At 73.8% G+C, this 26,369-nt stretch carries 24 protein-coding genes; 16 read left to right on the top strand and 8 right to left on the bottom strand.

Annotated elements, in window-relative coordinates; genetic code table 11:
* Positions 1 to 2 precede the first annotated feature (2 nt).
* Entirely contained in the window at positions 3 to 755 is a 753-nt protein-coding gene (locus tag H7X46_RS07330) for a succinate dehydrogenase/fumarate reductase iron-sulfur subunit (protein WP_186358679.1), read from the top strand.
* A 65-nt stretch (positions 756 to 820) separates the two neighbouring features.
* Here the strand turns inward: H7X46_RS07330 and gdhA are convergent, their stop codons facing one another.
* Complete coding sequence (gdhA, locus tag H7X46_RS07335) at positions 821 to 2,158, bottom strand: NADP-specific glutamate dehydrogenase (protein ID WP_186358680.1); 1,338 nt, start codon at positions 2,156 to 2,158, stop codon at positions 821 to 823.
* Between the two features lie 302 nt (positions 2,159 to 2,460).
* On the opposite strand from gdhA, the gene H7X46_RS07340 reads away from it, so the two are divergent.
* From H7X46_RS07340 to H7X46_RS07350, 3 genes are read left to right on the top strand one after another with little or no spacing between them, the layout of a single operon-like run.
* Positions 2,461 to 3,279, top strand: coding sequence for a hypothetical protein (locus tag H7X46_RS07340; RefSeq protein WP_186358681.1), 819 nt, complete (start codon positions 2,461 to 2,463; stop codon positions 3,277 to 3,279).
* A 7-nt stretch (positions 3,280 to 3,286) separates the two neighbouring features.
* A complete protein-coding gene (locus tag H7X46_RS07345) occupies positions 3,287 to 5,185 on the top strand; it encodes a fumarate reductase/succinate dehydrogenase flavoprotein subunit (protein ID WP_186358682.1) in 1,899 nt (632 codons plus the stop codon).
* Positions 5,186 to 5,213: 28 nt separating this feature from the next.
* Positions 5,214 to 5,987, top strand: a complete 774-nt coding sequence (locus tag H7X46_RS07350) for a succinate dehydrogenase/fumarate reductase iron-sulfur subunit (protein ID WP_186358683.1) — start codon at positions 5,214 to 5,216, stop codon at positions 5,985 to 5,987.
* Positions 5,988 to 5,991: 4 nt separating this feature from the next.
* Here H7X46_RS07350 and H7X46_RS07355 read toward each other — a convergent pair whose 3' ends face one another.
* Entirely contained in the window at positions 5,992 to 6,231 is a 240-nt protein-coding gene (locus tag H7X46_RS07355; protein WP_186358684.1) for a hypothetical protein, read from the bottom strand.
* Between the two features lie 69 nt (positions 6,232 to 6,300).
* Here H7X46_RS07355 and H7X46_RS07360 point away from each other — a divergent pair, with 69 nt between their 5' ends.
* From H7X46_RS07360 to H7X46_RS07370, 3 genes are all read left to right on the top strand, one after another.
* The gene (locus H7X46_RS07360) at positions 6,301 to 6,993 is read left to right on the top strand and encodes an alpha/beta fold hydrolase (protein WP_186358685.1); all 693 of its coding nucleotides are present in this window, start codon (positions 6,301 to 6,303) and stop codon (positions 6,991 to 6,993) included.
* A gap of 173 nt (positions 6,994 to 7,166) precedes the next feature.
* Positions 7,167 to 7,496: a hypothetical protein gene (locus H7X46_RS07365; protein WP_186358686.1), complete on the top strand. Its 330-nt coding sequence runs from the start codon at positions 7,167 to 7,169 to the stop codon at positions 7,494 to 7,496.
* Positions 7,497 to 8,378: 882 nt separating this feature from the next.
* Positions 8,379 to 10,382: a prolyl oligopeptidase family serine peptidase gene (locus H7X46_RS07370; protein ID WP_370588650.1), complete on the top strand. Its 2,004-nt coding sequence runs from the start codon at positions 8,379 to 8,381 to the stop codon at positions 10,380 to 10,382.
* Positions 10,383 to 10,386: 4 nt separating this feature from the next.
* Here H7X46_RS07370 and H7X46_RS07375 read toward each other — a convergent pair whose 3' ends face one another.
* The 4 genes from H7X46_RS07375 to H7X46_RS07390 form a co-directional block, all read right to left on the bottom strand.
* Complete coding sequence (locus H7X46_RS07375) at positions 10,387 to 11,238, bottom strand: amino acid ABC transporter permease (protein ID WP_186358688.1); 852 nt, start codon at positions 11,236 to 11,238, stop codon at positions 10,387 to 10,389.
* The gene (locus H7X46_RS07380) at positions 11,235 to 11,882 is read right to left on the bottom strand and encodes an amino acid ABC transporter permease (protein ID WP_186358689.1); all 648 of its coding nucleotides are present in this window, start codon (positions 11,880 to 11,882) and stop codon (positions 11,235 to 11,237) included. Before H7X46_RS07380 ends, H7X46_RS07375 begins: the two co-directional genes overlap by 4 nt.
* 80 nt (positions 11,883 to 11,962) lie before the next feature.
* Positions 11,963 to 12,847: a glutamate ABC transporter substrate-binding protein gene (locus H7X46_RS07385; RefSeq protein ID WP_186358690.1), complete on the bottom strand. Its 885-nt coding sequence runs from the start codon at positions 12,845 to 12,847 to the stop codon at positions 11,963 to 11,965.
* A 46-nt stretch (positions 12,848 to 12,893) separates the two neighbouring features.
* The gene (locus H7X46_RS07390; RefSeq protein WP_186362509.1) at positions 12,894 to 13,622 is read right to left on the bottom strand and encodes an amino acid ABC transporter ATP-binding protein; all 729 of its coding nucleotides are present in this window, start codon (positions 13,620 to 13,622) and stop codon (positions 12,894 to 12,896) included.
* Between the two features lie 133 nt (positions 13,623 to 13,755).
* On the opposite strand from H7X46_RS07390, the gene H7X46_RS07395 reads away from it, so the two are divergent.
* Positions 13,756 to 14,439, top strand: coding sequence for a response regulator transcription factor (locus tag H7X46_RS07395; protein WP_186358691.1), 684 nt, complete (start codon positions 13,756 to 13,758; stop codon positions 14,437 to 14,439).
* A 2-nt stretch (positions 14,440 to 14,441) separates the two neighbouring features.
* On the top strand, positions 14,442 to 15,866 hold the full coding sequence (locus tag H7X46_RS07400; RefSeq protein ID WP_186358692.1) for a HAMP domain-containing sensor histidine kinase: 1,425 nt from the start codon (positions 14,442 to 14,444) through the stop codon (positions 15,864 to 15,866).
* Here H7X46_RS07400 and H7X46_RS07405 read toward each other — a convergent pair.
* Entirely contained in the window at positions 15,860 to 16,831 is a 972-nt protein-coding gene (locus H7X46_RS07405; RefSeq protein WP_186358693.1) for a TAXI family TRAP transporter solute-binding subunit, read from the bottom strand. The two genes, H7X46_RS07400 and H7X46_RS07405, sit on opposite strands and share 7 nt — an antisense overlap.
* A gap of 82 nt (positions 16,832 to 16,913) precedes the next feature.
* On the opposite strand from H7X46_RS07405, the gene miaB reads away from it, so the two are divergent.
* Both miaB and H7X46_RS07415 read left to right on the top strand, forming a co-directional pair.
* A complete protein-coding gene (miaB, locus tag H7X46_RS07410) occupies positions 16,914 to 18,455 on the top strand; it encodes a tRNA (N6-isopentenyl adenosine(37)-C2)-methylthiotransferase MiaB (protein ID WP_186358694.1) in 1,542 nt (513 codons plus the stop codon).
* The gene (locus H7X46_RS07415; RefSeq protein WP_186358695.1) at positions 18,452 to 18,889 is read left to right on the top strand and encodes a hypothetical protein; all 438 of its coding nucleotides are present in this window, start codon (positions 18,452 to 18,454) and stop codon (positions 18,887 to 18,889) included. Before miaB ends, H7X46_RS07415 begins: the two co-directional genes overlap by 4 nt.
* A gap of 32 nt (positions 18,890 to 18,921) precedes the next feature.
* Here H7X46_RS07415 and H7X46_RS07420 read toward each other — a convergent pair whose 3' ends face one another.
* Positions 18,922 to 20,313 (bottom strand): DUF349 domain-containing protein, encoded by a 1,392-nt coding sequence (locus tag H7X46_RS07420; RefSeq protein WP_186358696.1) that lies wholly within the window; start codon positions 20,311 to 20,313, stop codon positions 18,922 to 18,924.
* Between the two features lie 228 nt (positions 20,314 to 20,541).
* Here H7X46_RS07420 and H7X46_RS07425 point away from each other — a divergent pair, with 228 nt between their 5' ends.
* The 5 genes from H7X46_RS07425 (at position 20,542) to H7X46_RS07445 (ending at position 26,367) form a co-directional block, all read left to right on the top strand.
* The gene (locus H7X46_RS07425; protein WP_186358697.1) at positions 20,542 to 21,252 is read left to right on the top strand and encodes a hypothetical protein; all 711 of its coding nucleotides are present in this window, start codon (positions 20,542 to 20,544) and stop codon (positions 21,250 to 21,252) included.
* Positions 21,249 to 22,178 carry a tRNA (adenosine(37)-N6)-dimethylallyltransferase MiaA gene (gene miaA, locus H7X46_RS07430; protein ID WP_186358698.1) on the top strand — a complete coding sequence of 310 codons (930 nt, stop codon included), beginning with the start codon at positions 21,249 to 21,251 and terminating at the stop codon, positions 22,176 to 22,178. Before H7X46_RS07425 ends, miaA begins: the two co-directional genes overlap by 4 nt.
* Positions 22,175 to 23,047: a diaminopimelate epimerase gene (gene dapF / locus H7X46_RS07435; RefSeq protein WP_186358699.1), complete on the top strand. Its 873-nt coding sequence runs from the start codon at positions 22,175 to 22,177 to the stop codon at positions 23,045 to 23,047. Before miaA ends, dapF begins: the two co-directional genes overlap by 4 nt.
* Before the next feature lie 534 nt (positions 23,048 to 23,581).
* The gene (hflX, locus tag H7X46_RS07440) at positions 23,582 to 25,030 is read left to right on the top strand and encodes a GTPase HflX (protein ID WP_186358700.1); all 1,449 of its coding nucleotides are present in this window, start codon (positions 23,582 to 23,584) and stop codon (positions 25,028 to 25,030) included.
* A 209-nt stretch (positions 25,031 to 25,239) separates the two neighbouring features.
* Entirely contained in the window at positions 25,240 to 26,367 is a 1,128-nt protein-coding gene (locus tag H7X46_RS07445; RefSeq protein WP_186358701.1) for a hypothetical protein, read from the top strand.
* Positions 26,368 to 26,369 lie beyond the last annotated feature (2 nt).

The following is a 26,369-nucleotide window of genomic DNA, read 5'->3' on the forward strand; positions in this document are numbered from 1 at the left end:
ACGTGAAACTGACTCTGAAGGTCTGGCGCCAGCGCGACGCGGTCGACAAGGGCCGGCTGGCCACCTATGACGTCGAGGCCGACCCGGACATGTCGTTCCTCGAGATGCTCGACGTCCTCAACGAGAAGCTGATCCTCGCCGGCGAGGAGCCGGTCGCGTTCGACCACGACTGCCGCGAGGGCATCTGCGGGGCGTGCAGCATGGTCATCGACGGCCAGCCGCACGGCCCGCAGCGGGCGACGACCACCTGCCAGCTGCACATGCGGCACTACTCCGACGGCGACACGATCGTCATCGAGCCGTTCCGGTCCGGGTCGTTCCCGGTCGTCAAGGACCTGATCGTCGACCGCAGCGCGTTCGACAAGGTCATCCAGTCCGGCGGCTACGTCTCGGTGAACACCGGGTCGGCCCCGGAGGCCAACGCCAACGCGGTGCCGAAGGCGCACGCCGACCGGGCGTTCGCGGCGGCGAACTGCATCGGCTGCGGGGCCTGCGTGGCGGCCTGCCCGAACGGCTCGGCGTCGCTGTTCCTGGGCGCCAAGCTGACCCACCTCGGTGAGCTGCCGCAGGGCCAGCCGGAGCGCTACGAGCGCGTCGTCAACATGGTCCAGACGCACGAGGACGCCGGCTTCGGCGGCTGCACCAACACCGGTGCCTGCGCCACCGCCTGCCCGAAGGAGATCCCGCTCGACGTGATCTCCCAGCTCAACCGCGACTACCTCGCGGCAACGGTGGGCGGCAAGCGCACGCAGTAGCACGCCCCGGAAAGAGGCCCGGCCCCCTCCGCGCGGAGGGGCCGGGCCTTTTCCCGGTGTGCGGGTCAGACCAGGCCGAGCGCGAGCATCGCCTCGGCGACCCGGGCGTAGCCGGCGATGTTCGCCCCGGCCACGTAGTCGCCGGGACGGCCGTACTCGTCGGCCGTGGCGTGGCAGCGGTCGTGCACGTCGACCATGATCTCGCGGAGCCGCTGCTCGGAGTACTCGAAGGTCCACGAGTCCCGCGAGGCGTTCTGCTGCATCTCCAGCGCGGACGCGGCGACACCGCCGGCGTTCGCGGCCTTGCCCGGCGCGAAGAGCACGCCCGCGTCCCGCAGGACGCGCACCCCGTCCGGTGTCGTCGGCATGTTCGCCCCCTCGCCGACGAGCAGGCAGCCGCCCCGCACCAGGGAGCGCGCGCCGTCGGCGTCGAGCTCGTTCTGGGTGGCCGAGGGCAGCGCGACCTGGCAGGGCACGTCCCAGATCGACCGGTCGGACGAGAACTCGGCGTGCCCGACCTGGTCGGCGTAGGTGCTGACCCGCTCCCGGCGGACCTCCTTGATCTCCTTGAGCAGCTCCAGGTCGACGCCCTTCGGATCGTGGACGACGCCGCTCGAGTCCGACACCGCGACGACCCGGCCACCGAGCTGGTGCACCTTCTCGACCGTGTACAGCGCGACGTTGCCGGCGCCGGACACGACGACGTCCTTGCCCGCGAGGGAGTCACCGCGGGTCTGCAGCGCCCGCTCCACGAAGAACGTGCAGCCGTAGCCGGTCGCCTCGCGGCGGACCTGGGCGCCGCCGTAGACCAGGGCCTTGCCGGTGAGCACGCCGGACTCGTAGCGGTTGGTGATCCGCTTGTACTGCCCGAACAGGAAGCCGAGCTCGCGGGCGCCGACGCCCATGTCCCCGGCGGGGACGTCGGTGTGCTCGCCCAGGTGCCGGTAGAGCTCGGTCATGAAGCTCTGGCAGAACCGCATGACCTCGCGGTCGGAGCGGCCGCGCGGGTCGAAGTCCGAGCCGCCCTTGCCCCCGCCGATCGGGAGGCCGGTCAGCGCGTTCTTGAACACCTGCTCGAAGCCGAGGAACTTCACCGTCCCGAGCAGCACCGACGGGTGGAAGCGCAGCCCGCCCTTGTAGGGCCCGAGCGCGCTGTTGAACTCGACCCGGAAGCCCCGGTTGATGTGGATGTTGCCGTCGTCGTCCTCCCACGGCACCCGGAAGATGATCTGCCGCTCGGGTTCGCAGATCCGCTCGACGATCCGGGCCTGGGCGTACTCGGGGTGCTTGTCCACCGCCGGGCCGATGCTCTCCAGGACCTCCCGGACGGCCTGGTGGAACTCGGTCTCCCCGGGGTTGCGGTCCAGGACGCGCTGGTAGATGGAATCCAATGTCGCGTGCATCGTGCTGTGTGTGCTCCTCTCTGGCGAGGCCCGGACGGCGGAACGGACCTTCTCGGAATCAATCAGAACATCGACGTCGCTGGTCGGGGGCGTCGACCGGGTCACGTCACACCGGGTGCGGAGGCGCTCGCTGTGAGCCACGTCTCGATACGGGGGTCGATACGGAGGCCGGCGTAGAACACATGTGATCTACGCCGTAACCTCTGGCGCACCACGCCGTCGCGTGGTCCGAGGAGACGACACGGCGCCGTGTCCGGGCCCGCCCGGGCGTGGTGCCGGTGAGACGACAGGAGCTCCCGCGCGTGTCATCCACCACTGACACCAGCGGCCGCACCGGCACCGGCACGGGCCGGGCCACGATCGCCGCCCGCACCCTGCGCACCGACCGGTGGTGGCTCCCACCGTTGGCGACGTTCGTCGGGCTCGTGGCCTGGGTCGCCTACGCCACGGTGCGCGCCTTCATGCAGGAGTACTACTACGTCGCCGAGTACGGCTACCTGACGCCGTTCTACTCGCCGTGCGTGTCCACCGGCTGCGTCGAGGGCGCCGCGCACTTCGGCCGCTTCCTGCCCGACGTCTGGTGGCTGCCCTACGCGGCGGTCTCGCTGCCGTTCCTGCTCCTGTTCCGGCTGACCTGCTACTACTACCGCAAGGCCTACTACCGGGCGTTCTGGCTGTCACCCCCGGCCTGCGCGGTGGCCGAGCCGCACGCCCGCTACACCGGCGAGACCCGCTTCCCGCTGATCCTGCAGAACCTGCACCGCTACTTCTTCTACATCGCGGCGATCATCTCGGTGATCAACACCTACGACGCGGTCGTCGCGTTCGCCAAGCCCGGCGGCGGGTTCGGGCTGGGGCTGGGCAACATCGTGCTGGTCGTCAACGTCGTCCTGCTCTGGGCCTACACGCTGTCCTGCCACTCCTGCCGCAGCGTGGTCGGCGGCCGGCTCAACCACTTCTCCCGGCACCCGGTGCGCTACCGGATGTGGACCTGGGTGACCAGGCTGAACACCCGGCACATGCTGTACGCGTGGATCACCCTGGCCAGCCTGGCCCTCACCGACTTCTACGTCATGGCCGTCTCGGCCGGTTGGATCTCCGACCTGCGGATCGTGGGGTGAGCTCGGCGTGAGCGAGCAGATCGAGCAGTACGAGTACGACGTCGTCGTGATCGGTGCGGGCGGGGCCGGCCTGCGTGCGGCGATCGAGGCGCGGCTGCAGGGCAAGCGGACCGCGATCATCTCGAAGTCGCTGTTCGGCAAGGCGCACACCGTGATGGCCGAGGGCGGCTGCGCGGCGTCGATGGGCAACGCCAACCCGAACGACAACTGGCAGGTCCACTTCCGCGACACCATGCGCGGCGGCAAGTTCCTCAACAACTGGCGGATGGCCGAGCTGCACGCCCGGGAGGCCCCGGACCGGGTCTGGGAGCTGGAGACGTACGGCGCGCTGTTCGACCGGACCGCCGACGGCAAGATCAGCCAGCGGAACTTCGGCGGGCACACCTACCCGCGGCTGGCGCACGTCGGCGACCGCACCGGCCTGGAGCTGATCCGCACCCTGCAGCAGAAGGTCGTGTCGCTGCAGCAGGAGGACTTCGCCGAGACCGGGGACCACGAGTCCCGGATCCGCGTCTTCCACGAGTGCACGATCACGGAGCTGTTCACCACGGACGGCGCCATCTCCGGGTGCTTCGGCTACTTCCGCGACGACGGCCGGTTCGTCCGGTTCGACGCGCCGGCGATCGTGCTGGCCACCGGCGGGGTCGGGAAGAGCTACTCGGTCACGTCGAACTCCTGGGAGTACACCGGCGACGGCCACGCGCTCGCCCTGCGCGCCGGAGCGTCGCTGATCAACATGGAGTTCCTGCAGTTCCACCCCACCGGGATGGTCTGGCCGCCGTCGGTGCGGGGGATCCTGGTGACCGAGTCGGTCCGCGGCGACGGCGGGGTGCTGCGCAACTCCGACGGCGAGCGGTTCATGTTCTCCTACGTCCCGGACGTGTTCCGCGACCAGTACGCGACCTCCGAGGAGGAGGCCGACCGCTGGTACACCGACCCGGACAACAACCGGCGCCCCCCGGAGCTGCTGCCCCGCGACGAGGTCGCCCGCGCGATCAACTCCGAGGTGAAGGCCGGGCGGGGGAGCCCGCACGGCGGCGTGTTCCTCGACGTCTCCACCCGGCTCAAGCCGGAGGAGATCCTCAAGCGGCTGCCGTCGATGCACCACCAGTTCAAGGAGCTGGCCGACGTCGACATCACCGCCGAGCCCATGGAGGTCGGGCCGACCTGCCACTACGTGATGGGCGGGGTCGAGGTCGAGCCGGACACGGCGATGTCGTCGGTGCCCGGGCTGTTCGCGGCCGGCGAGGTGGCCGGCGGCATGCACGGCTCCAACCGGCTCGGCGGGAACTCGCTGTCCGACCTGCTGGTGTTCGGGCGCCGGGCCGGGCTGCACGCCGCGCAGCACGCCGGCAAGGGCCGTCCGGCCGTCGCCGAGTCCGACGTGCAGCAGGCCGTGGACCGGGCGCTGCTGCCGTTCGCGGCCGCCACCGAGGGCGGGGAGAACCCGTTCGTGGTGCACCAGGAACTGCAGAAGACGATGCACGAGCTGGTCGGCATCATCCGCAAGGCCGACGAGATGGAGCTCGCGCTCAAGAAGCTCCAGGACATCGCGGTCCGCACCCGCACCGTGTCCGTCGAGGGGCACCGCCGGTTCAACCCCGGCTGGCACCTCGCGCTGGACCTGCGGAACATGCTGCTGGTCTCGCTGTGCGTCGGGAAGGCGGCCCTGGAGCGCCAGGAGTCCCGCGGCGGGCACACCCGCGACGACTTCCCGGTCATGGAGGCGGACTGGCGGCACCTGTTGCTCGTGTGCCGGGCCCTCGGGGAGGACGACGTGGAGCTGACCCGCAAGGAGCAGCTCCCGATGCGGTCGGACCTGTTCGACCTGTTCGAGATGGACGAGCTGAAGAAGTACTACACCGGTGACGAGCTGGGCGGGCACCGAACGGAGCTTGCGGAGTGAGCGTCGGCACGAGTGCGGAGGGATCGAAGTGACCAGCACGGAGAAGAAGCAGGCCCACCTCCAGCACTTCCGGGTCTGGCGCGGCGACGACTCCGGGGGCGGGCTGGTCGACTACGCCGTCGAGGTCAACGAGGGCGAGGTCGTCCTCGACATCGTCCACCGGCTGCAGGCCACCGAGGCCAACGACCTCGCCGTCCGATGGAACTGCAAGGCCGGCAAGTGCGGCTCCTGCTCGGCGGAGATCAACGGCCGGCCGCGGCTGATGTGCATGACCCGGATGAACACGTTCGCGGAGAACGAGGTCGTCACGATCACGCCGCTGCGGACGTTCCCCGTGGTCCGGGACCTGGTCACCGACGTGTCGTTCAACTACACGAAGGCCCGGGAGGTCCCGAGCTTCGCCCCGCCCGAGGGCGTCGCCCCCGGCGAGTACCGGATGCAGCAGGTGGACGTCGAGCGGAGCCAGGAGTTCCGCAAGTGCATCGAGTGCTTCCTGTGCCAGAACACGTGTCACGTGGTCCGCGACCACGAGGAGAACAAGGCGGCGTTCGCCGGGCCGCGCTACCTCATGCGGATGGCCGAGCTCGACATGCACCCGCTCGACGCGCACGGCAACCGGGCGGCCGAGACCCAGGAGGAGCACGGCCTCGGCTACTGCAACATCACCAAGTGCTGCACGGAGGTCTGCCCCGAGCACATCAAGATCACCGACAACGCGCTGATCCCGCTGAAGGAGCGGGCCGTCGACCGGAAGTACGACCCGCTGGTCTGGCTCGGGGACAAGATCTTCAAGCGGTCGTGAGCGCTCACCGGCCCATCGAGCGGCGGATCTCCTCGAGCCGGTCGGCGGCCTTGCGCTCCCGGTCGGCGTAGGCGTCCTGCGCCTCGCGGGCCCGGGAGTCGTCGCCGGCGAGCTCCTCCGCGGCGGCGGCGGTCGCCGCCCGCCCCTCGATCCGGTCGCGGACGAACTCGAAGGTCGGGACGCCGTCGTCGGTGTAGTCGGTGGCCGGGCCGTCCGGTTCCGGTGGCTGCGCGGGGTCGCTCATCGGTCCTCCTCTGCGACGGACCTCCGACGGTACCGATGAGAACCGCCGTCCGGGGCGGTCGGAGCGGGTATGACGACGTTCGCGCTGGTCCCCGGGGCCGGCACCGACACCTGGTACTGGGGCCCGCTGATGTGGGAGCTGACCGGCCGCGGCCACCGCGCCGTCGCCGTCGACCTCCCGTGCGACGACGACGGCGCCCACCTGGAGGACTACGCCGACGCCGTCGTGCAGGCGGTGAAGACCGGCGACGGCGACCCGGACGACCTGGTCGTCGTCGCGCACTCGTTCGGCGGGTTCACCGCCCCGCTGGTGTGCGACCGGCTGGCCGTGCGCGAGCTGGTGCTGGTGACGGCGATGGTGCCGGCACCGGGCGAGTCCGGATCGCAGTGGTGGGCCGCGACCGGGCACGCGGAAGCGCTGGCCGCGCAGGACGCGGCGGACGGCCGGGATCCCGACGACGTCGTCGCCCTGTTCCTCCACGACGTCCCCGACGAGGTCGCGGCCGAGGCGCTGCGGCACGAGCGCGACCAGTCGGCGACGGCGTTCGAGCAGCCGTGGCCGCGGGACTCCTGGCCGGAGGTCCGGACCCGGTACCTGCTCTGCCGCGACGACAAGTTCTTCCCGGAGCAGTTCGTGCGGGAGGTGCTCGCGCGGCGGCTGCCGGGCGTGGAGCCCGAGGTGGTCCCCGGCGCGCACCATCCGATGCTGTCGCACCCCGCGCGGCTGGCCGGGGCGATCCTGCGCCCCGGCACCCACGGCTGACCACCCCACCGCGTAGCGCTGTGTGGCACGCCGTGGCGCCGTGCCGCACCCCGTCGTGGCGTGCCGCACCCCGTGTCGGCGTGCCGCACCTCGCGGGAGGGGTGCGGCACGCCGGGGGAGGGTGCGGCACGGCCGCGGCCGGGCGCCCGGGACCGGTCGGCGATGATGGCCGCGTGGCACGCACGCGGATCCGGGAGCTCGTCATCGTCCACGACGCGACCTGCGCGCCCTGCTCCCGGATCGCCCGCGAGCTTCCCGGCTGCGTGACCGTCCGGGTACGGGCGCGCTCCTGCCGCGAACCCCGGCTCGCCGAGATCTACCCGAACCTGCCCGCCGGAGTCGCCGCCTGCACGACGCCCGCGATCGGGGTGGTGCGCACCGACGGCCGGGTGCGCTGGTGGACGGGCACGCGTGGGGTGCTCGGGATCGTCCCGGTGCTGCGGCCGGGGGCGCTCCCGCTGGCCGTGCGGCTGCTCCGGGACACCCTCGCCGGCGCCCGCTGAGCGCCCCGACCGCGGCAGCCCGGCCGGCACCATCCCCTCGCCGCGCACGAGTCAGCGGCGCGGCCGCGAGCACGGCGACACGTGCAAGTCACCGGGACCGGCGCCATCGATCTGCACGGTGCCGCCCGCGGCCGGGGCCGGGGCGTGCCTCTCGGACTCGAGGGCGGTGTCGATCAGCACGTTGTTGTCCGGGGCAGGGCGAGAGCGTGCAGGTCGATGGGGCTCGGCATCGTCGATCTGCACGGTCTGGCCCGGGGAGGGGCCGAAGCGTGCATCCCGAACGCCATGATGATGTCGATCAGCTCGTTGTTGCCCCGCGCGCGGCGGAAACGTGCAGGTCACTGGGGCTGGCATCGTCGATCTGCACGGTCTGGCCCGGGGAGGGGCCGGAGCGTGCATCCCGAACGCCTTGACGATGTCGATCAGCACGTTCCTGCCCCGCGCGCGGCCGCATCGTGCAGGTCACCGGCGCCGGCATCGTCGATCTGCACGATTCCGCCCGGGGCGGGGCCGAAGCGGGCATCCCGAACGCCACAAGGACGTCCCCCACCCGACCGGCGCTCGCCGCGCGATCAGCACGATCCAGCCCCGGCGCGGGCGGGAACGCGCGGATCGGCCGGCTCCCGCGGTGGCGTGCACCGCGCCGGCCTCACCCGCGGAGCGCAGCGTGCCAGGCGCGCCGTAGCGCAGCGTGCCAGGCGGGCCGTAGCGCTCCAGGCGGGACGCGACGATCGCGCCCGCGGCGTCGGCCCGGCTGAGCACATCCGCACGCGCGGTCGTCGGAGCGCTCGGTCAGGTGCGCCCGTGGGCATGGTCACGGCGGCCACGGATCACGGGTGCCGGGCGGCGCGTCCCGCCGGGACGGTGACTAGCGTGGGATCCGTGACGATCTCGGGGTACGGGTCGTGGCCGACACCGGTCACGTCCGAGCTGGTGGTGGCGGCCGCGGTGCGGCTCGGGGACGTCCGGCCGGACGGCGCACCGGGCACCGAGGGCACCGGGGTGATCTGGGCGGAGGGCCGCGCGGCCGAGGGCGGGCGGATCCAGCTCGTCCGCCGGTCCGACGACGGCACCCGCACCGACCTGCTGCCCGAGGGAGCCAACGCGCGCACCGCCGTCCACGAGTACGGCGGCGGCGCCTGGTGGCTGCACGGCGGCAGCCCCGGCGTCCTCTGGTACGTCGAGTGGGCCGACCAGCGGCTCCACCGCCTGGAGTGCGGCGCCGAGCCGGTGGCGCTCACCCCGGAGCCGTCCGTGCCGCGGGGCGACCGCTACGCCGACGGCGACGTCGCCCCGGACGGGTCCTGGATGGTCGCGGTCCGCGAGCACCACCCGGCCGAGCACGCGCCCGCGGCCGACGTCGTCAACGAGATCGTCCGGCTCGACGCCCGCGTGCCGTCCACCCCCGAGGTGCTGGTCAGCGGCCCGGACTTCGTCGCGGCACCGCGGCTGTCCCCGGACGGCGCCGCGCTGGCCTGGCTGTCCTGGAACCACCCCTCGATGCCGTGGGACGACGTCGAGCTCACCGTCCGCGACCTGGCCTCCGGGATGGACGTCGTGGTCGCCGGCGGGCCGGGGGAGTCGGTCGGCGAGCCGCAGTGGCAGCCCGACGGGTCGCTCACGTTCCTGTCCGACCGCACCGGCTGGTGGAACCTGTACCGCTGGATGCCCGGCCAGGACATCGAGCCGCTGGTCCGCATCGACGCCGAGATCGGCGTGCCCGGGTGGGCGCTCGGCGGGTCCCGGTACGCCGTCCTCGACGACGGCCGGGTGGTGTTCGCGCGGTCGTCGCAGGGCTTCGACCGCCTCGCCGTCCGCGAGCTGAACGGGACGATCGTCGAGCTGGACACCCCGTTCTCGGTGATCGGATCGGTGCGCGCGGACGGGCCGCACGCCGTCGTCTGCGTCGCCGGGAGCCCGACCGCCGAGCCGGGCGTGCACCGGGTCGTCCCGGCCCCGGCGAGCGCGGGGGAGCCCGGCGCGGCCGGGGTGCAGACCCTGCGCCCGCCCCGCGACCTCGGCCTGCACCCGGAGACGATCTCGGTGCCGGAGCCGATCCAGTTCCTGTCCACCGACGCCGAGGGCAACCCGCGCACCGGCTACGCGCTGTACTACCCGCCGCTCGGCGCGCACGAGCCGCCCGAGGGCGAGCTGCCCCCGCTGCTGGTGGTGATCCACGGCGGGCCGACCGGGTCCGCGGTCCCGGTGCTGAACGTCGGCGTCCAGTACTGGACCAGCCGCGGGTTCGGTGTCGTCGACGTCGACTACGCCGGCTCCACCGGCTACGGGCGCGAGTACCGCGAGCAGCTCAAGGGCGCGTGGGGGATCGTCGACGTCGCCGACTGCCTGGCAGCGGCCCGCACGCTCGCCGAGACCGGGCGGGTCGACCCGGACCGGATGGCGATCCGCGGCGGCTCGGCGGGCGGGTTCACCACGCTCGCCGCGCTGGCCCGCGAGGACACCCCGTTCTCCGCGGGCGCCGACCACTTCGGCGTCGCCGACCTGGCGGCACTGGCCGCGGACACGCACAAGTTCGAGTCCCGCTACCTCGACGGGCTGATCGGGCCCTACCCGGAGGCCCGCGACGTCTACACCGAACGCTCGCCGCTGACCCACGTCGAGAAGTTCTCCACCCCGCTGATCGTGCTGCAGGGCGACGAGGACGCGATCGTCCCGCCCAACCAGTCCGAGATGATCGTGGATGCGCTGCGCTCGCGCGGCGTCCCCGTCGCCTACCTGCTGTTCCGCGGTGAGCAGCACGGGTTCCGGCGGGCCGAGAGCATCCGCCGGGCGCTCGACGCCGAGCTGGCGTTCTACTCCCGGGTCTTCGGGTTCGCCCTCCCCGAGGAGGAGGGCATCGAACCCGTGGAGATCGAGAACCTCTGACCGGTCAGGACACCGGCGCGGCGGGCGCACCGGCGGGCTTCGCCGCCTTCGGGGTCCGGGTCAGCCGCATCTCCACCAGCCGCGAGATCCCGGTGAGGATCAGGCACAGCCCGATGTAGATCACGGCGATGACCAGCGCCACAGGCAGGATCGGCGCACCCAGCTGGTTCTGGCTGCCCAGGAAGCGGGCCTGGTAGAGCAGCTCCGGGTACAGGATGATGAACCCGAGCGCGGTGTCCTTCAGCACCACGACGAGCTGGGACAGGATCGTCGGCAGCATCGACCGGAACGCCTGCGGCAGCAGCACGTTCGTCATCACCTGGGTCTTGCGCATCCCCAGCGCGTACGCGGCCTCGCGCTGGCCCCGGGCGACGGCGTTGATCCCGGCGCGGAAGACCTCGGCGAGCACCGAGCCGTTGTAGAGCATCAGGCCGAGCACCACCGCCCAGAACGGGTCGATCTCGATCCCGACGCCCTGGGACAGGCCGTAGTACAGGATGAAGATCAGGACCAGCAGCGGGACGGCGCGGAAGAACTCGACGATCGTCGTCGACGGCACGCTGAGCCAGCGGTGCTCCGAGAGCCGGCCGGTCGCGAACACGGCACCGAACAGCAGCGACAACACCGCCGCGACCCCGAACGCGCTGACGGTGGCCCACAGTGCGTCCAGCAGCAGGTACTGGATGCGGACGTAGGTGATCCACTCCCACAGACGGGGCTCGAACTGGCCCGCCTGGTAGAAGCGCCAGACCACGAACGCGAGGATCCCGAGGCAGGCGGCCGTGCCGACGACGCCGAGGGTCCGGTAGCGCCGGACCGCGACGGGGCCGGGGACGTCGTAGAGGACCGAGCTCATCGGGACACACCCCACTGCGCGTCGAGCCGGCGCTGCAGCAGCGTCAGCGGTACCACCAGGATCACGAAGACCAGCGCGACCCAGAGCAGCCCGATCATGACGTTGTAGCCGCGCTCGGACAGGACGCTGTAGACGTTTCCGAGCTGGAACACCGCGAAACCGGAGGCGATCGTGGTGTTCTTCAGCAGCGCGATCTGGATGTTCGTCAGGGGCGGGACGACCGCCCGGACGGCCTGCGGCAGCACGATCTGGCCGAGGGTCTGGGCGAACGTGAAGCCGAGCGCGCGGGCGGCCTCGGACTGGCCGACCTGGACGGTGTTGATGCCCGACCGCACGACCTCGCACACGAACGCGGCGGTGTAGAGCGTCAGGCCGATGCAGGCGAGCGTGAAGAACGAGAACTCGACCAGCTCGAGCCGCGGGTAGGCGAAGGCGAAGAAGAACAGCACCAGGGTGAGCGGCGTGTTCCGCAGGACCGTCACGTACAGGGTGCCGAAGCCGCGCAGGACGGGCACCGGGCTGACCCGAAGGCCCGCGACGAGCGTGCCGAGGATCAGCGAGCCGATCGCGGAGATCACGAACAACCCGATGGTGCCGACGAGTCCCTGCCAGTAGACGTCGAGGTTGTCCAGCAGGACGGTCACCGCGCCGGTCTCCTTCCGAGGGTCGGGCGGCGGCCCGGTCGCCGGCGTGCGGGACGCCGGCGACCGGGGCCGCGCGAGGGTCAGTAGCGCTCGACCTGCGGCGGGTCGGCCGGGCTGCCGGACTTGCCCAGCGTGCCGTCGTAGATCCGCTTCCAGGTGCCGTCGTTGATGGCGGCCTCGAGGATGTCGTTCACCTTGTTCCGGAAGGCGGTGTCGCCGCGCGGGACGCCGATGCCGTAGGGCTCCTCGGAGAACGGCTCGCCGACGACCTTGAGCTGGTCGGGGTTCTGCGAGGCGTAGCCGAGCAGGATCGCGTCGTCGGTGGTGACGGCGTCGACCTGGCCGTTGATCAGCTGGTCGACGCACTGGGTGTAGGTCTGGAACTCGACGACGTTGCCGGTCAGCTTCTGGTCCCGGACCCGCTGGATCGGGGTCGACCCGGTCACCGAGCAGACCGTCTTGCCCTGCAGGGTCTGCGGGCCGGTGATCTGGTTCTCGTCCTTGCGGACCAGCAGGCTCTGGCCGGCGGTGTAGTACGGGCCGGCGAACCCGACGCGCTGCTTGCGCTTGTCGTTGATGGTGTAGGTGCCGACGTAGTAGTCGACCTCGCCGCGCTCGATCACGTCCTCGCGGGCGGCGGAGGGGACGACCTTCCAGTCGATCTGGTCCGGGGCGAAGCCGAGGCCGCCGGCGACCATCTTCGCGACGTCGATGTCGAAGCCGGAGAACTGGCCGGTCGTGGCGTCGCGGAAGCCGAGACCGGGCTGGTCGTCCTTGACGCCGATGATCACGCGGCCGCGCTGCTTCATCTTGTCGAAGGTCGGCGAGCCGGCCACCTGGACGTTCTGCGCGACGGTCGGCTCGTAGCCGGACCCCTCCGCGCCGGGCGCGCCCTCCTGGCCGCAACCGGCCAGCGCCAGCGCGGCGGCCAGGGCGGCCGCCACCAGCATGCGGGTTCTCTTCATGCGTCGATCTCCACTCGTGGAAGGGGACGGGGTACCGGTCAGTGCCTCAATGGGAGAGGATCTTGCCGAGGAAGTCCTTGGCCCGGTCGCTGCGCGGGTTGGTGAAGAAGTCGTCCGGGGTGGAGTCCTCGACGATCTCGCCGTCGCTCATGAACACCACCCGGTGCGCGGCCTTGCGGGCGAAGCCCATCTCGTGGGTGATGACCAGCATCGTCATGCCTTCGCGGGCCAGCGCCGTCATCGTGTCGAGCACCTCGTTGACCATCTCCGGGTCCAGCGCGGAGGTCGGCTCGTCGAACAGCATGACCTTCGGCCGCATCGCCAGCGCGCGGGCGATCGCCGCGCGCTGCTGCTGGCCGCCGGAGAGCTGCGCCGGGTACTTGTCGCGCTGGTTGGCGATGCCGACCCGCTCCAGCAGCTGCATGGCCTCCTTCTCGGCCTCGGCCTTGCCGAGCCCGCGGACCTTCAGCGGGGCGAGCGTGACGTTCTCGAGGATCGTCTTGTGGGCGAAGAGGTTGAACGACTGGAACACCATGCCGACGTCCGCCCGGAGCGCGGCCAGCGCCTTGCCCTCGGCCGGCAGCGGCACGCCGTCGACCTCGATCGTGCCGGTGTCGATCGGCTCCAGGCGGTTGATCGTCCGGCAGAGTGTGGACTTGCCGGACCCGGAGGGGCCGAGCACGACCACGACCTCGCCGCGGGCGACCTCGAGGTCGATGTCGCGCAGGACGTGGAGGTCCCCGAAGTGCTTCTGCACCCCGCTCATCCGGATCATGGGGGTGCGGGACTCCGACGTACTGCTCATGGTGCCTCCGGACATGGCGAGAGCCTGGACGGAACGGACATGTGAGTCCACCACCTTGAGGAAGCTTTAGGGTCTCGGCCACGTAACGGAAGGACGGGCACCGGTGCACATCCTGCTGATCGAGGACGACGACCGCGTCGCGGCCGCGCTGCGTCCCGCGTTGCACCGGCACGGCATCACCACGACCCGCCTCGACCACGGCCGCGGCGTCGTCGACCACCTCGACGGCGTCGACGTCGTCCTGCTGGACCTCGGGCTGCCGGACGCCGACGGCCTCGACGTCTGCCGGGACATCCGGGCGGTCAGCGAGGTCCCGGTGCTCATCGTGACCGCGCGCGGCGAGGTCCACGACCGGATCGCGGGCCTGCACACCGGGGCCGACGACTACCTGGTCAAGCCCTACGACATCGGGGAGCTGGTCGCCCGGGTGCACGCGGTGCAGCGCCGCCGCAAGGTCCGCGCCGACGGCACGGCCACGCCGGCCGGGGCGGCGCCGGTGACCGTCGGGGACGTGCGCGTCGACCCGGAACGGCACGAGGTGACGGTGGCCGGCGAGGAGGTCGTCCTCACCCGCAAGGAGTTCCAGGTGCTCGCGCTGCTCGCCCGGGCCGACGGTGCGGTCTGCACCCGCGCGCAGATCGTCGCCGAGGTGTGGGGGCGCGGCTGGGCCGGGGCGAACCGGACCCTGGACGTGCACGTCGCGACGTTGCGCACGAAGCTCGGCCGGCCCGAGCTGATCCGGACCGTCCGGGGCGTCGGCTACCGGTTCGCCGTTACCGAGGACTAGCGGTGCGGAGCCGGTTGCTGCTGGTCTTCCTGGTGCTCGTCGGCCTGCTGGCCGCCGGGCTGGGGGTGCCGCTGGCCCTCACCGACGCCCAGCGCAGCCAGGAGGAGGTCTTCACCGACCGGCTCACCGACACCATCTCGTTCGCGTCCGCCGCCCAGCGCCCGCTGATCGAGTCACCGGACGGCCGGGCCGCGTCGACCGCGTTCACCGCCGAGATCACCCGCTACGACGAGGTCTACGACGTGGCGGTCGCGGTCTTCGACCGCTCGGGGGCGCTGGTGGTCGCCTCCCGGCCGCCGGAACGCCTGCCCGAGCTCGCCGGGGAGCCCGCCGACCGGCTGCGGGTGGCGCTCGCGGGGCGCCGGTCGGAGACCTACCCGCTGCTGATGCCGTGGGACGAGCAGCCGATCGCGATCGCCGAGCCGGTGCTGGTCGACGGCGAGGTGGTCGGGGCCGTCATGACGGTCTCGCCGACCGAGGCCCTGCGCGCCGCGGAGCTGCGGACCTGGTCGGTCATCGCCGGCGCGGCGCTGCTGGCGCTGCTCGCCGGGACGCTGGTGGCGTTGCCGCTGACGGTGTGGATCCTGCGCCCGGTCCGCCGGCTCGACGAGGCAATGGGGCGGGTCGGCACCGCCGTCGTCGCGGGCGGGTCGCCCGGCCCGCCGATCCGCCGGAGCGGTCCGCCCGAGCTGCGGCTGCTCGCCGGGTCGTTCGACCGGATGACCGAGACGGTGCGCGAGGCCCTCGCCGCGCAGCGCGCCTTCGTCGCGGACGCCTCCCACCAGCTCCGCAACCCGCTCACCGCGTTGCGCCTGCGCCTGTCGAACCTGGACGGGCACGTGGAGCGGGACGCCGCCGAGGAGCACGTCGCGGCGATGGAGGAGGCCGAGCGGCTGTCCCGGGTGCTGGACGGCCTGCTCGCCCTGGCCCGCGCGGAGAAGGCCGCGGAGTCGTCGGCCGGGGACGCGGTCACCGGGCTCGACGCCGTCGTCGACGACCGGCTGGAGAACTGGCGGCCGCTGGCCGAGCACACCGGCGTCGAGCTGCGCCGCAGCGGCCCGCGGGGGCTGCGGGCCCGGATCACCCCGGCCGGGCTGGAGACCGTGCTCGACGCGGTGCTCGACAACGCGCTGAAGTACACGCCCCCGGGCAGGCGGGTCCGGGTCGCCACGCTGCGGATCGCCGGCCGGGTGGGGGTCAGCGTCGTCGACGGCGGCCCCGGGATGCCCGCGGAGGACCGGGCCCGGGCCACCGACCGGTTCTGGCGGGCGCCGGGGCAGTCCAACGTGGAGGGCAGCGGGCTGGGGCTGGCGATCGCCGCGCGCACCGCGGCGGCCGCCGGAGGGATCCTGGCGCTCGACCCGGCGCCGCGCCAGTACGGCGGCCTGCGCGTCACCCTGTGGCTCGACCCGGCGCCCGATCAGTAGCCCTTCGTCGAGCGGTAGAACTCGATCGCGCCCGGGTGCAGCGGGACCGGCTGGGTCCCGATCGCCGAGCGCGAGTCGATCGTCACCGCGGCCGGGCTGGTCCGGGCCAGCCGGGGCTGCTCGTCGAACGCGGCGTCGATCAGGGCGTGCGCGGTGGCGTCGTCCATCCCGGCGGTCACCAGCAGCACGTTGCGAACCGACAGGCAGGACACCGGGCCGGGCAGGCCGTAGGTGTTCGCCGGGACGGTGCCCACCGAGTAGACGGGGAACCGTTCCCGCATCCGGTCCAGCACGGCACCGAGGTCCAGCAGCCGGATGGGCAGCTCGGCCGCCAGCGCGCGGATGCCGTCGGTCGGGACCCCGCCGGACCAGAAGAACGCGTCGATCCGGTTCGCGCGCAGGCCCGAGATGGCGTCGCCGAGGCCGAGCTCGGCGCGCTCCCCGAGCCCGTCCGCCCCGAACCCGGCCACCTCCAGCAGCCGCAGCGCGATCGGCTGGTAGCCGCTGCCCGCCGGGCCGATCGACACCCGGGCCCCGCGCAGGTCGTCGAGGGTGCGGAACCGCGAGTCGCGGCGGACGACGAGGTGGGTGACGTCGTCGTAGAGCCGGGCCAGCGCGAGCGGCGCCCCGGGCCCGGTGACGCCGGTGGCGATGTCCGCGGCCACGTCCACCTGGCTGATCGCCACGGTCGCACCGCCCGAGGTCAGCAGCTGCATGTTCTGCGTGCTGCCGGCCGTCGTCAGGACCTCCGGGTGGGCCGGAAGCCGCAGCCGTTCCTGCCAGATCTCGGCGAGGGCCTTGGCGAGCGCGATGTACACGCCGGGCCGTACCCCGCCGGCGATCACCAGCCGGGGCGGCGGTGCCGACCCGGTGCAGCCGGTGGCCCCGAACGCGGCGCCGGCGAGACCGGCGCGCAGCAGCGCGCGCCGGGACACCGTCGCCGGTGCGTGTGTGGGGCCGGTCACCGCGCCATCCTCGCCGATCCCGGACCGGCGGTCACGGCGCGCCCACCCCCGCGCGCCGCCCCGCTGCCGCGGGACGCCCCGGATGCGGCCCCGCCCCACCGGTGCGGCACGGGTCGGGACCGGCGCCTACCCTCGGAGTGTGAGCCGCAGCTACACCGTGCGCACCTACGGGTGCCAGATGAACGTGCACGACACGGAGCGGATGGCCGGTCTGCTCGAGGAAGCGGGTTACGCCCGGGCCGAGGACCCGGACACCGCCGACGTCGTCGTGTTCAACACCTGCGCGGTGCGCGAGAACGCGGACAACAAGCTCTACGGCAACCTCGGCCACCTCCGGCCGCGCAAGCAGGCCAACCCGGACATGCAGATCGCCGTCGGCGGCTGCCTCGCGCAGAAGGACCGGGACACGATCACCCGCAAGGCGCCGTGGGTCGACGTCGTGTTCGGCACCCACAACGTGCACGCGCTGCCGACGCTGCTGGAGCGCGCCCGGCACAACGAGACCGCCCAGGTCGAGATCGCCGAGGCGCTCGAGGTGTTCCCCTCGACGCTGCCGGCCCGCCGCGAGTCGGCCTACGCCGGCTGGGTGTCGATCTCGGTGGGGTGCAACAACACGTGCACGTTCTGCATCGTGCCCTCGCTGCGCGGCAAGGAGCGCGACCGGCGGCCCGGTGACGTGCTCGCCGAGGTGGAGGCGCTCGCCGCGGACGGCGTGCTCGAGGTGACCCTGCTCGGGCAGAACGTCAACGCCTACGGCTCCGATTTCGGCGACCGGGAGGCGTTCTCGAAGCTGCTGCGGGCCTGCGGGGACGTGCCGGGCCTGGAACGGGTGCGGTTCACCTCGCCGCACCCGCGGGACTTCACCTCCGACGTGATCGCCGCGATGGCCGGGACGCCGAACGTCTGCCCGCAGCTGCACATGCCGCTGCAGTCCGGCTCGGACGACGTGCTGCGCCGGATGCGCCGCTCCTACCGGTCGTCGCGCTTCCTGCGGATCCTCGCCGACGTGCGTGCGGCCATCCCGCACGCGGCCATCTCGACCGACATCATCGTCGGTTTCCCCGGGGAGACCGAGGAGGACTTCCAGGCCACACTGGACGTGGTCGCCGAGTCCCGGTTCGCGCAGGCGTTCACCTTCCAGTACTCGCCGCGCCCCGGAACCCCGGCCGCCGAGATGGACGGCCAGCTGCCCAAGCAGGTCGTCCAGGAGCGCTACGAGCGGCTGGTCGCGCTGCAGGAGGAGATCTCCTGGGCGGAGAACCGCAAGCAGGAGGGCACCGAGGTCGAGCTGCTGGTGTCGACCGGTGAGGGACGCAAGGACGACGCCACCCGGCGGCTCACCGGCCGCGCCCGGGACGGCCGCCTGGTGCACTTCGCCCCGGGCGGCACCGGCGGGATCCGGCCGGGCGATCTGGTGACCGTCCGGATCGACTACGGCGCGCCGCACCACCTCGTCGCCGACGGCGGGGTGCTCACCCACCGCCGCACCCGGGCCGGGGACGCGGCCGAGGCGGGCGACCGGCCCACCGGCGCCCCCACGACGCTCGGGCTGCCCGCGTTCGGCAAGCCGGCCGCCGCGCCGGAGCCGGTCTCGCCGTGCGCCGTCCCGGGAGGTGCCCGGTGACCGGCTCGAAGGGTGCCGGTGTCGACGGCACCGGCCGGACCGCGGTGCGGCGGATCGACCCGGGCCCGCGGGCCATGCTGATCGCCGTCTGCGTCCTCGCCGCGGTGAGCTCGCTGCTGCTGCCCTGGGTGGCCGGGATGGCCGGCTGGGAGGTCCTGTCCGGTGCCGACGCCGGGCCGCTGCCCACCCTGTTCTCGATCACCCTCACGACGTTCGCCATCGCCTGCTCGGTGACCGCGCTGGTCACCCGGCTGTGGGTGCTGGCCTGGCTGTCCGCGTACGGCTGCGGGTTCTCCTCGGTGAACGGCGTGTGGGCGATCTGGTCCCAGCAGACCGGTGCCGGCGGCGGGCCCGGCTTCGGGCTGGTGCTGGGCGTGCTGGCCGTGGTGCTGCTGACGTTCGTCTGGGCGGGGGCGGCGCTGAAGCGCTCGTGAGTGGTTGTCGCGGTCAGGGCCGCGACAACCACTCACGAGCGCGTAGCGCCTTCGGCCGCCTCCAGCCACTCGCGCCACTGGGCGGCCTGCGCGCGGGCCTGCTCGGCCCGCTTCCGGTCCCCGGACGACTCGGCCTTCTCGGCCTGCGCCTCGAACTGCTCGACCCGGGCCCGGAACTGCTCGACGCGCGCCTGGGCCTCCGGGTCGCTGCGGCGCCACTGGGCGTCGGCGGCCTCGGCGACCCGCTCCTCGATCCCGCGCAGCCGCCCCTCGAGGGTGCGGATCTCCTCGCGGGGCACCTTGCCGATCTCCTCCCACCGCTCCTGGATGTCGCGCAGGGCGGCGCGGGCGGCGTCCGGATCCGAGAGGTCGATCCTCTCGGCCTCCGCCAGCAGCTGCTTCTTGGCCTCGGCGTTCGCGGCGAACTCGGCGTCCCGGGCGGCGAAGTGCTCGTTGCGGCGGGCGAAGAACCGGTCCTGGGCACCGCGGAAGCGCGCCCACAGCGCGTCGTCGGCCTCGCGGTGCGCGCGCCCGGCGGCCTTCCACTCGGCCATCAGGTCGCGGTAGGCGGCCGCCGTCGACGACCACTCCTCGGAGTCGGCGAGGGCCTCGGCCTGCGCGGCCAGCTCCTCCTTGCGGGCCTTCGCGGCGATCCGCTGCCGGTCCAGGTCGGCGAAGTGCGAGCCGCGCCGCCGGTTGAACGCCTCCCGGGCCTTCGAGTACCGCTTCCACAGCTGCTCGTCGGTCCGGCGGTCGACGCCCTTGATCGTCCGCCACTCGTCGAGGATCGCCTTGAACCGGTCCCCGGCCTGCTTCCACTGGGTGGAGTCCGCCGCCAGCTTCTCCGCCTCGACGGCGAGGGCCTCCTTGCGGGCGAGGGCGTCCGAGCGGGCCCGGTCCCGTTCCGCGCGGGCCGCGGCGACGCCCTGCTCGGCCAGCTCGACGAGCTCGTCCAGCCGGGCCCGCAGGCCCGCGACGTCCCCGACGACGTGAGCCTCGTCGAGCCCGTCGCGCAACGCCTGCAGCGCGGTCAGCGACGCCTTCGGGTCCCCGCCGCCGGCGATCCGGGCGGCCAGCACCTCGGTCTCGGTGACCAGCGCGTCGAACCGCTTCGCGAAGTGCTCCAGTCCCTCGGCGGGCGGTCCGGCCTGGTAGGAGCCGACGACCCGGTCGCCGTCCGGGGTGATCAGGTGGATGGTGCCGTCGGCGTCGGCCCGGCCCCAGCGGCCCGGATCGGCGGACGCCGAGGGGACCGGTGAGGGATGCGCTGCCGGCGGTGCGGGGACCGCGGGTTTCGGCCCGGGCCGGGCGCCGGGCGGTCCCGGCCGTGGCCCGCCGGGGGGCGGGCCCGGCTTCGGGGCCGCCCCGGCGGGCGGCGGCGGTCCGGGGCGTGCTCCGGAGCGGGCGGCGTTGGTCTCGGGCACCGGCGTGTCCTCCTCGTTCGGCCCGCCGGTCACGGCGGGCGCCCCGTCCGGAGATCCGTACGGGGCCGTGCGCGCACCGAGCCTCCTCGCCGCGGCGAGGGGTCGGAAACGCGATTCAAGCAGGTGGACCACCCCCGGGGGAACCGTCCCGGCCCGCCACCTGCGAGAGCGGGGTCGCGGGACGGCCGTCCGGGCGGGGCGCCGGACCGCTGGCTACGCTGGGACGCCGTGCCCGCCGCGATCGCCGTCCTTCCCCAGCCGCCGCTGCTCGTACCCGACCTGAGCGGGGACGCCGCAGTCGAGACCGAGGCGCTGCGCGACGCCGTCCGGGCCGCGGTGAAGGCGCTCGCCGCGGCGGCACCGGTGTGGGTCGCGGTCGGCGCCGACCCGGGTGGTCGCCGCACCGTCGCCCCCGGCACCCGGGGCACGTTCGCCGGGTACGGCCGGGACGTCCCGGTCGCGTTGCCGGGCCGCGGCACGGCCGACGAGGGCCCGGAGCTGCCGTTGCCGCTGCTGGTCGCCGGGTGGGCTGCGGCGGGGACCGGGGTCACGGCGGTGCGCGGCGAGCTGGTCGCGCCGGACGCGTCCCCGTCCGGATGCGCGGAGCTGGGCCGCACCCTGGCGGCCGAGGACGTCGGGCTGCTCGTGCTCGGCGACGGCGCCGCGATGCACACCCCGGCGGCCCCCGGCGGGTTCGACGAGCGCGCCGAGGCGTTCGACGCCGTCGTCGCCGCCGCGCTGGACGTGCCCGACCCGGAGGCGCTCGCCGCGCTCGACCCGGCGGCCGCCGCCGAGCTGTGGGCGGCCGGCCGCGCGCCGTGGCAGGTCATGGCCGGTGCCGCCGCCGGCCGGGCGTGGACGGCGGCGCACCGGCACACCTCGATGCCCTACGGCGTCGCCTACCACGTGGCCCTGTGGGAGCCGGTGACGCCGGCGTGAGCGGGCCGCCGCTGGTCGCCGTGGTCGGGCCGACCGCGACCGGCAAGTCCGACCTGGGGCTGGCGCTCGCCGAGGAGCTCGGCGGGGAGGTGGTCAACGCCGACGCCATGCAGCTGTACCGGGGCCTGGACATCGGCACCGCGAAGCTGCCGGTCGAGGCACGTCGCGGGATCCCGCACCACCTGCTCGACGTGCTCGACGTCCGCGAGACGGCGTCGGTGGCCGCCTACCAGCGCGAGGCCCGCGCGGTGATCGAACGGCTGCGGGCCGCCGGGCGCACCCCGGTGCTCGTGGGCGGGTCCGGGCTCTACGTCCAGGCGGTCCTCGACGAGCTCGAGTTCCCCGGCACCGACCCGGCGCTGCGGGCCGAGCTGGAGGCGGAGCTCGACCGTGTCGGGCCGGGCGTCCTGCACCGCAGGCTGGCCGACGTCGACCCGGCGGCCGCGGCCGAGGTGCTGCCGTCGAACGGGCGGCGGATCGTGCGCGCGCTCGAGGTGATCGCGCTGACCGGGAAGCCGTTCCGGGCGACCCTGCCGACCACCGGCGCGCCCCGCTACGAGGCCGTGCTGCTCGGTGTCGACCGTGACATCGACGAGCTCGACGACCGGGTCGCGGTACGGGTCGACCGGATGCTCGACGACGGGCTGGTCGAGGAGGTCCGGGGACTGCTGCCGCACGGTCTCGCCGAGGGCCGCACCGCGTCCCGGGCGCTCGGCTACCGGCAGGTGCTCGACGCGCTGGCCGCCGACCCCGAGCACCCGGACCTCGACGCGGTCCGGGAGGGCACCGTGCGGGCCACCCGGCGGTTCGTGCGCCGGCAGCGGTCCTGGTTCCGCCGTGACAAGCGCATCCACTGGCTCGACGGCGCCGACCCGGACCTGGCCGCGCACGCGCTGTCGCTGCTCGCTCGTACGCTGGCCGTATGAGCGGCGGCATCGAGTTCACCAAGGGGCACGGCACGCAGAACGACTTCGTCGTCCTGCCGGATCCGGACGCCGCGCTCGACCTCACCCCCGAGCGGGTCACGGCACTGTGCGACCGCCGGCGCGGCCTGGGTGCCGACGGCGTGCTGCGCGTCGTGCGCTGGGCGAAGCTGGCCGGCGACGGCACGGTGCCCGAGCCGGTGCCGGGCGTCGAGTGGTTCATGGACTACCGCAACGGCGACGGCTCGATCGCCGAGATGTGCGGCAACGGCGTGCGGGTCTTCGCCCGCTACCTGCACGAACGTGGCTGGGCTCCGGGCGGGGGCGCGATCGGCACCCGCGCCGGCGTGCGCACCGCGACGATCTCCGGTGACACCGTGTCGGTCGACATGGGCCCGGTCGCGATCGGCCCGGCGTCCGTCGCGACCACCGGCGGAGCCCGGTTCGACGGGGTGGCCCTCGACGTCGGCAACCCCCACCTCGCGTGCGTGATCGCCGCGGATCCGGACGCGCTGGACCTCACCGAGCCGCCCGTGTTCGATCCGCAGGCGTTCCCGCACGGGGTGAACGTCGAGTTCGTGACCCCGCTCGAGGGCCCCGCCGACGGCGGCCGGGTCCGGATGCGGGTGCACGAGCGCGGGGTGGGGGAGACCCGGGCCTGCGGCACCGGGACGGTCGCCGCCGTCGTCGCCGCGCTGCGGGCGGCCGGTCACGACGCGGGCGACGTGCACGTCACCACCCCGGGTGGGGAGCTGCGGGTGACCGTCGACGCCGGGGCCGGTGGGGCCACCGGCCGGACGGTGCTGCACGGTCCCGCGGTGCTGCTCGCCACCGGCGAGCTCGACCGGGCCTGGTGGGACGCCCCTGCCTGACGCCGGTGCCCGGCGGCCGGCGCAGCAGATCCCGGTGTGCCGCTCGCCCGGTCGGCTCGCGCGGTCCCGGTCCGGCCACGGCCGAACGCGGGCACGTCGACATGTGGGTGCGGTCGCGAGCACGGTCCGGCCCGCACTGGGCGAGAAACGCACCGATCGACCACGGGCGCGCCCGTGACGTGCACCTTTGCGCCGTTGCGGCGGCACGAGCGCGCTGATCGACGTCCGCTCGGCGTTCGGTGCGCACGGACGGGCCCCGGCCGCGACCGATGCGTCCTGCTGGTCGACCGGTGCCGGACCGGTGACCGTGCCTCGCACCCGCGGGTGATCACGGATACGGAGCGGATCCGGCCACCGGTGACCGCATTTGCTCCCGATCCGTGATCACTGCACTGACCGAGGTGCCGTGGCCGGTTGCGCACGTCCCGACGAGTCCGGTCGGGGCACGGGCTTCGGGGTGCCGGGAGGGCTCCGGCCCAGCCGGACGAAACGGACCGGACAACCGCGGTCGGACGTGGGACACTGGAGCGCAAGATGACTGAAGCCCACATGCAGGACACCCCGTCCACCGGCGAACTCGACCTGGAGGAGCGCTCGTCGCTCCGCCGCATCCACGGCCTGTCCACCGAGCTCACCGACATCACCGAGGTCGAGTACCGGCAGCTGCGACTGGAACGGGTCGTGCTGGTCGGGGTCTGGACCGAGGGGTCCGCGGAGCAGGCCGAGGCGTCCCTCGGGGAACTCGCCAGGCTGGCCGAGACCGCCGGTTCGGAAGTGCTCGACGGGCTGGTTCAGCGCCGGTCCACGCCCGACCCGGCGACGTACATCGGATCCGGGAAGGTCGACGAGCTCGGCCTCGCCGTGCGGGCGGCCGAGGCGGACACCGTGATCTGCGACGGCGAGCTCTCGCCCGGCCAGCTCCGCCAGCTGGAGGAGCGGCTCAAGGTCAAGGTGATCGACCGGACCGCGCTGATCCTCGACATCTTCGCCCAGCACGCCCGCTCCCGGGACGGCAAGGCCCAGGTGGAGCTGGCCCAGCTGTCGTACCTGCTGCCGCGGTTGCGCGGCTGGGGTGAGACCCTGTCCCGGCAGGTCGGTGGCCGCGCCGCGGGTGGTGTCGGCATCGGCGGTCGCGGCCCCGGTGAGACGAAGATCGAGCTGGACCGCCGCCGGATCCGCGCCCGCATGTCGAAGCTGCGCCGCGAGATCGGGGCGATGCGCCAGGTCCGGGAGACCCAGCGCGGTAGCCGCCGGCGCAACGAGGTCCCGTCGGTCGCGATCGTCGGCTACACCAACGCCGGCAAGTCCAGCCTGCTCAACCGGCTGACCGACGCCGGGGTCCTCGTGGAGGACGCGCTGTTCGCCACCCTGGACCCGACCACCCGGAAGGCCGAGACCCCGGACGGGCGGGCCTACACGCTCACCGACACCGTCGGGTTCGTCCGGCACCTGCCGCACCAGCTGGTCGAGGCGTTCCGCTCCACGCTGGAGGAGGCCGCCCAGGCCGATCTGCTCGTGCACGTCGCCGACGGCTCCGACGCGCTGCCCGACGACCAGATCGCCGCCGTCCGCCAGGTGCTCGTGGAGATCGGCGAGGAGCAGGGCGGCACGATGCCGCCGGAGCTGCTCGTGATCAACAAGACCGACCTCGCCGGTGACCTCGCGCTGGCCCGGTTGCGGCACGCTCAGCCGGAGGCGGTGTTCGTGTCCGCGCACGACGGTCGCGGCATCGGGAAGCTCCGCCAGCGGATCGCCGAGCGGCTGCCCCGCCCGGAGTACGAGGTCGACCTGCTGCTGCCCTACACCGAGGGGGCGCTGGTGGCCCGGCTGCACGACGAGGGCGAGGTCCTCGCCGAGGAGCACACCGGCGACGGCACCCGGATCCGGGCCCGGGTGGGGCCGGAGCTGGGCGTGGCGGTGCTGCCGTACGCCGTCGGACCTCGTGCCACGGCCGAGATGCCGGTGGCGGCGGCGCGGAACTGACCCGCCCGCCCCGGCGGACGACCCCGCGGCACGGCATGGCGTCAGGACGTTGCTCGATGCCCGGTGCCGCGGGCCGTCGTTCGGTACCTGGTGGCGCCTGGAGCCGGTGGGTGCCGGGTGCCGCCGGTCGGTCGATCCCGGGTGCCGTCGGACGTCGGCCGCTGCCGCGTCGCGCTGCCCGCCGGCCCGTCCGGAGTACCGCCCTGCTCGTGTCCGCGGTCGTGGGGCTCGCCCTCCCGGGGTCGCTCGCCGTCGCCGCGCCCGGCGCTCCCGCACCGGGGCCCGCGGTCCGGGATACCGCGGCGCCGGTCGCCGCCGGTTCCCAGGTGCCGCGGCCCGGTCCCGGCGCGCCGCGGCCGGTCTGCACGATCGACGACGACCGGATGTCGGAGCTGTCCGGCCTCGTTGCCGAGGGCGAGGTCGGTGGCCCGCCGCAGCGGTATCACGCCATCGCCGACGGCGGCGGATCCGGCACGGTCACCACCCTGGACCCGGCCACCTGCGCGGTCAGCGCGGTGCGGGACACCGGGGTGGCGGTCGAGGACGTGGAGGACCTCGGCGTCACCCCCGACGGTGCGCTGTGGCTGGCCGACATCGGGGACAACGGTGCCGGGCGCGACACGGTCCGCCTGGTCGTGCTGCCGACGTCCGGTCCGCCGCGGGTGCACGACCTCGTCTACCCGGACGGCCCGCGCGACGCCGAGGCGGTCCTGGTCGCCGACGACGGGGTGCCCCTGATCGTGGAGAAGGTGAGCGGCGCGGCCGGGGTGTACCGCCCGGACCGCCCGCTCGGCGACGGGGGGACGACAGGGCTGCGCCGGGTCGCCGAGATCGTCCTGCCGTACTCCGCCGGCGCAGGCGGCCCGCTCGGCGCCGGTGGCGCCCGCACGGTCACCGGCGGTGCGGTCGCACCACCCGGGACCGAGGGCGGGCGTGCCGCCGTCCTGCGGACGTACACCGACGCCTGGCTGTTCCCGCTCCGGAGCGACCCGGCCGGTGCCGTGACCGGGGACGCGCTGGTGGACGCCGTGCGTGGGGCGCCGATGCCGGTACCGCTGCCGGACGAAGCGCAGGGCGAGGCCGTCGCGGTGGACGGCCGCGGCACCCTGCATTCCGGCACCGAGGCCCGCGCGACGGCCCCGGCCGGGGTTCGCGCCGTGCCCGGTGCCGTGGCCGCGGCGACCGCAGCCACCGCACCGGTCGTCCCGCAACCCGCCGAGGCACCCCGGCAGCGGTCGACGCCGGAGTGGTTGCCCGCCGTCGCCGGGGCCGGCGCACTCGGTGCGCTGCTGCTGGCCGGGATCGGCGCGATGGCCCTGCACGGCCGCCGGCGCTGACC

It is taken from the genome of Pseudonocardia sp. C8 (assembly GCF_014267175.1).
GTDB lineage: Bacteria > Actinomycetota > Actinomycetes > Mycobacteriales > Pseudonocardiaceae > Pseudonocardia.

Coding starts and splice junctions, on each gene's coding strand:
- miaB (WP_186358694.1), top strand. CDS start 16,914: ATGCGGCCCCGCCCCACCGGTGCGGCACGGGTCGGGACCGGCGCCTAC.
- H7X46_RS07375 (WP_186358688.1), bottom strand. CDS start 11,238: ATGAGCTCGGTCCTCTACGACGTCCCCGGCCCCGTCGCGGTCCGGCGC.
- H7X46_RS07390 (WP_186362509.1), bottom strand. CDS start 13,622: ATGATCCGGATGAGCGGGGTGCAGAAGCACTTCGGGGACCTCCACGTC.
- H7X46_RS07360 (WP_186358685.1), top strand. CDS start 6,301: ATGACGACGTTCGCGCTGGTCCCCGGGGCCGGCACCGACACCTGGTAC.
- dapF (WP_186358699.1), top strand. CDS start 22,175: ATGAGCGGCGGCATCGAGTTCACCAAGGGGCACGGCACGCAGAACGAC.
- gdhA (WP_186358680.1), bottom strand. CDS start 2,158: ATGCACGCGACATTGGATTCCATCTACCAGCGCGTCCTGGACCGCAAC.
- H7X46_RS07385 (WP_186358690.1), bottom strand. CDS start 12,847: ATGAAGAGAACCCGCATGCTGGTGGCGGCCGCCCTGGCCGCCGCGCTG.
- hflX (WP_186358700.1), top strand. CDS start 23,582: ATGACTGAAGCCCACATGCAGGACACCCCGTCCACCGGCGAACTCGAC.
- H7X46_RS07355 (WP_186358684.1), bottom strand. CDS start 6,231: ATGAGCGACCCCGCGCAGCCACCGGAACCGGACGGCCCGGCCACCGAC.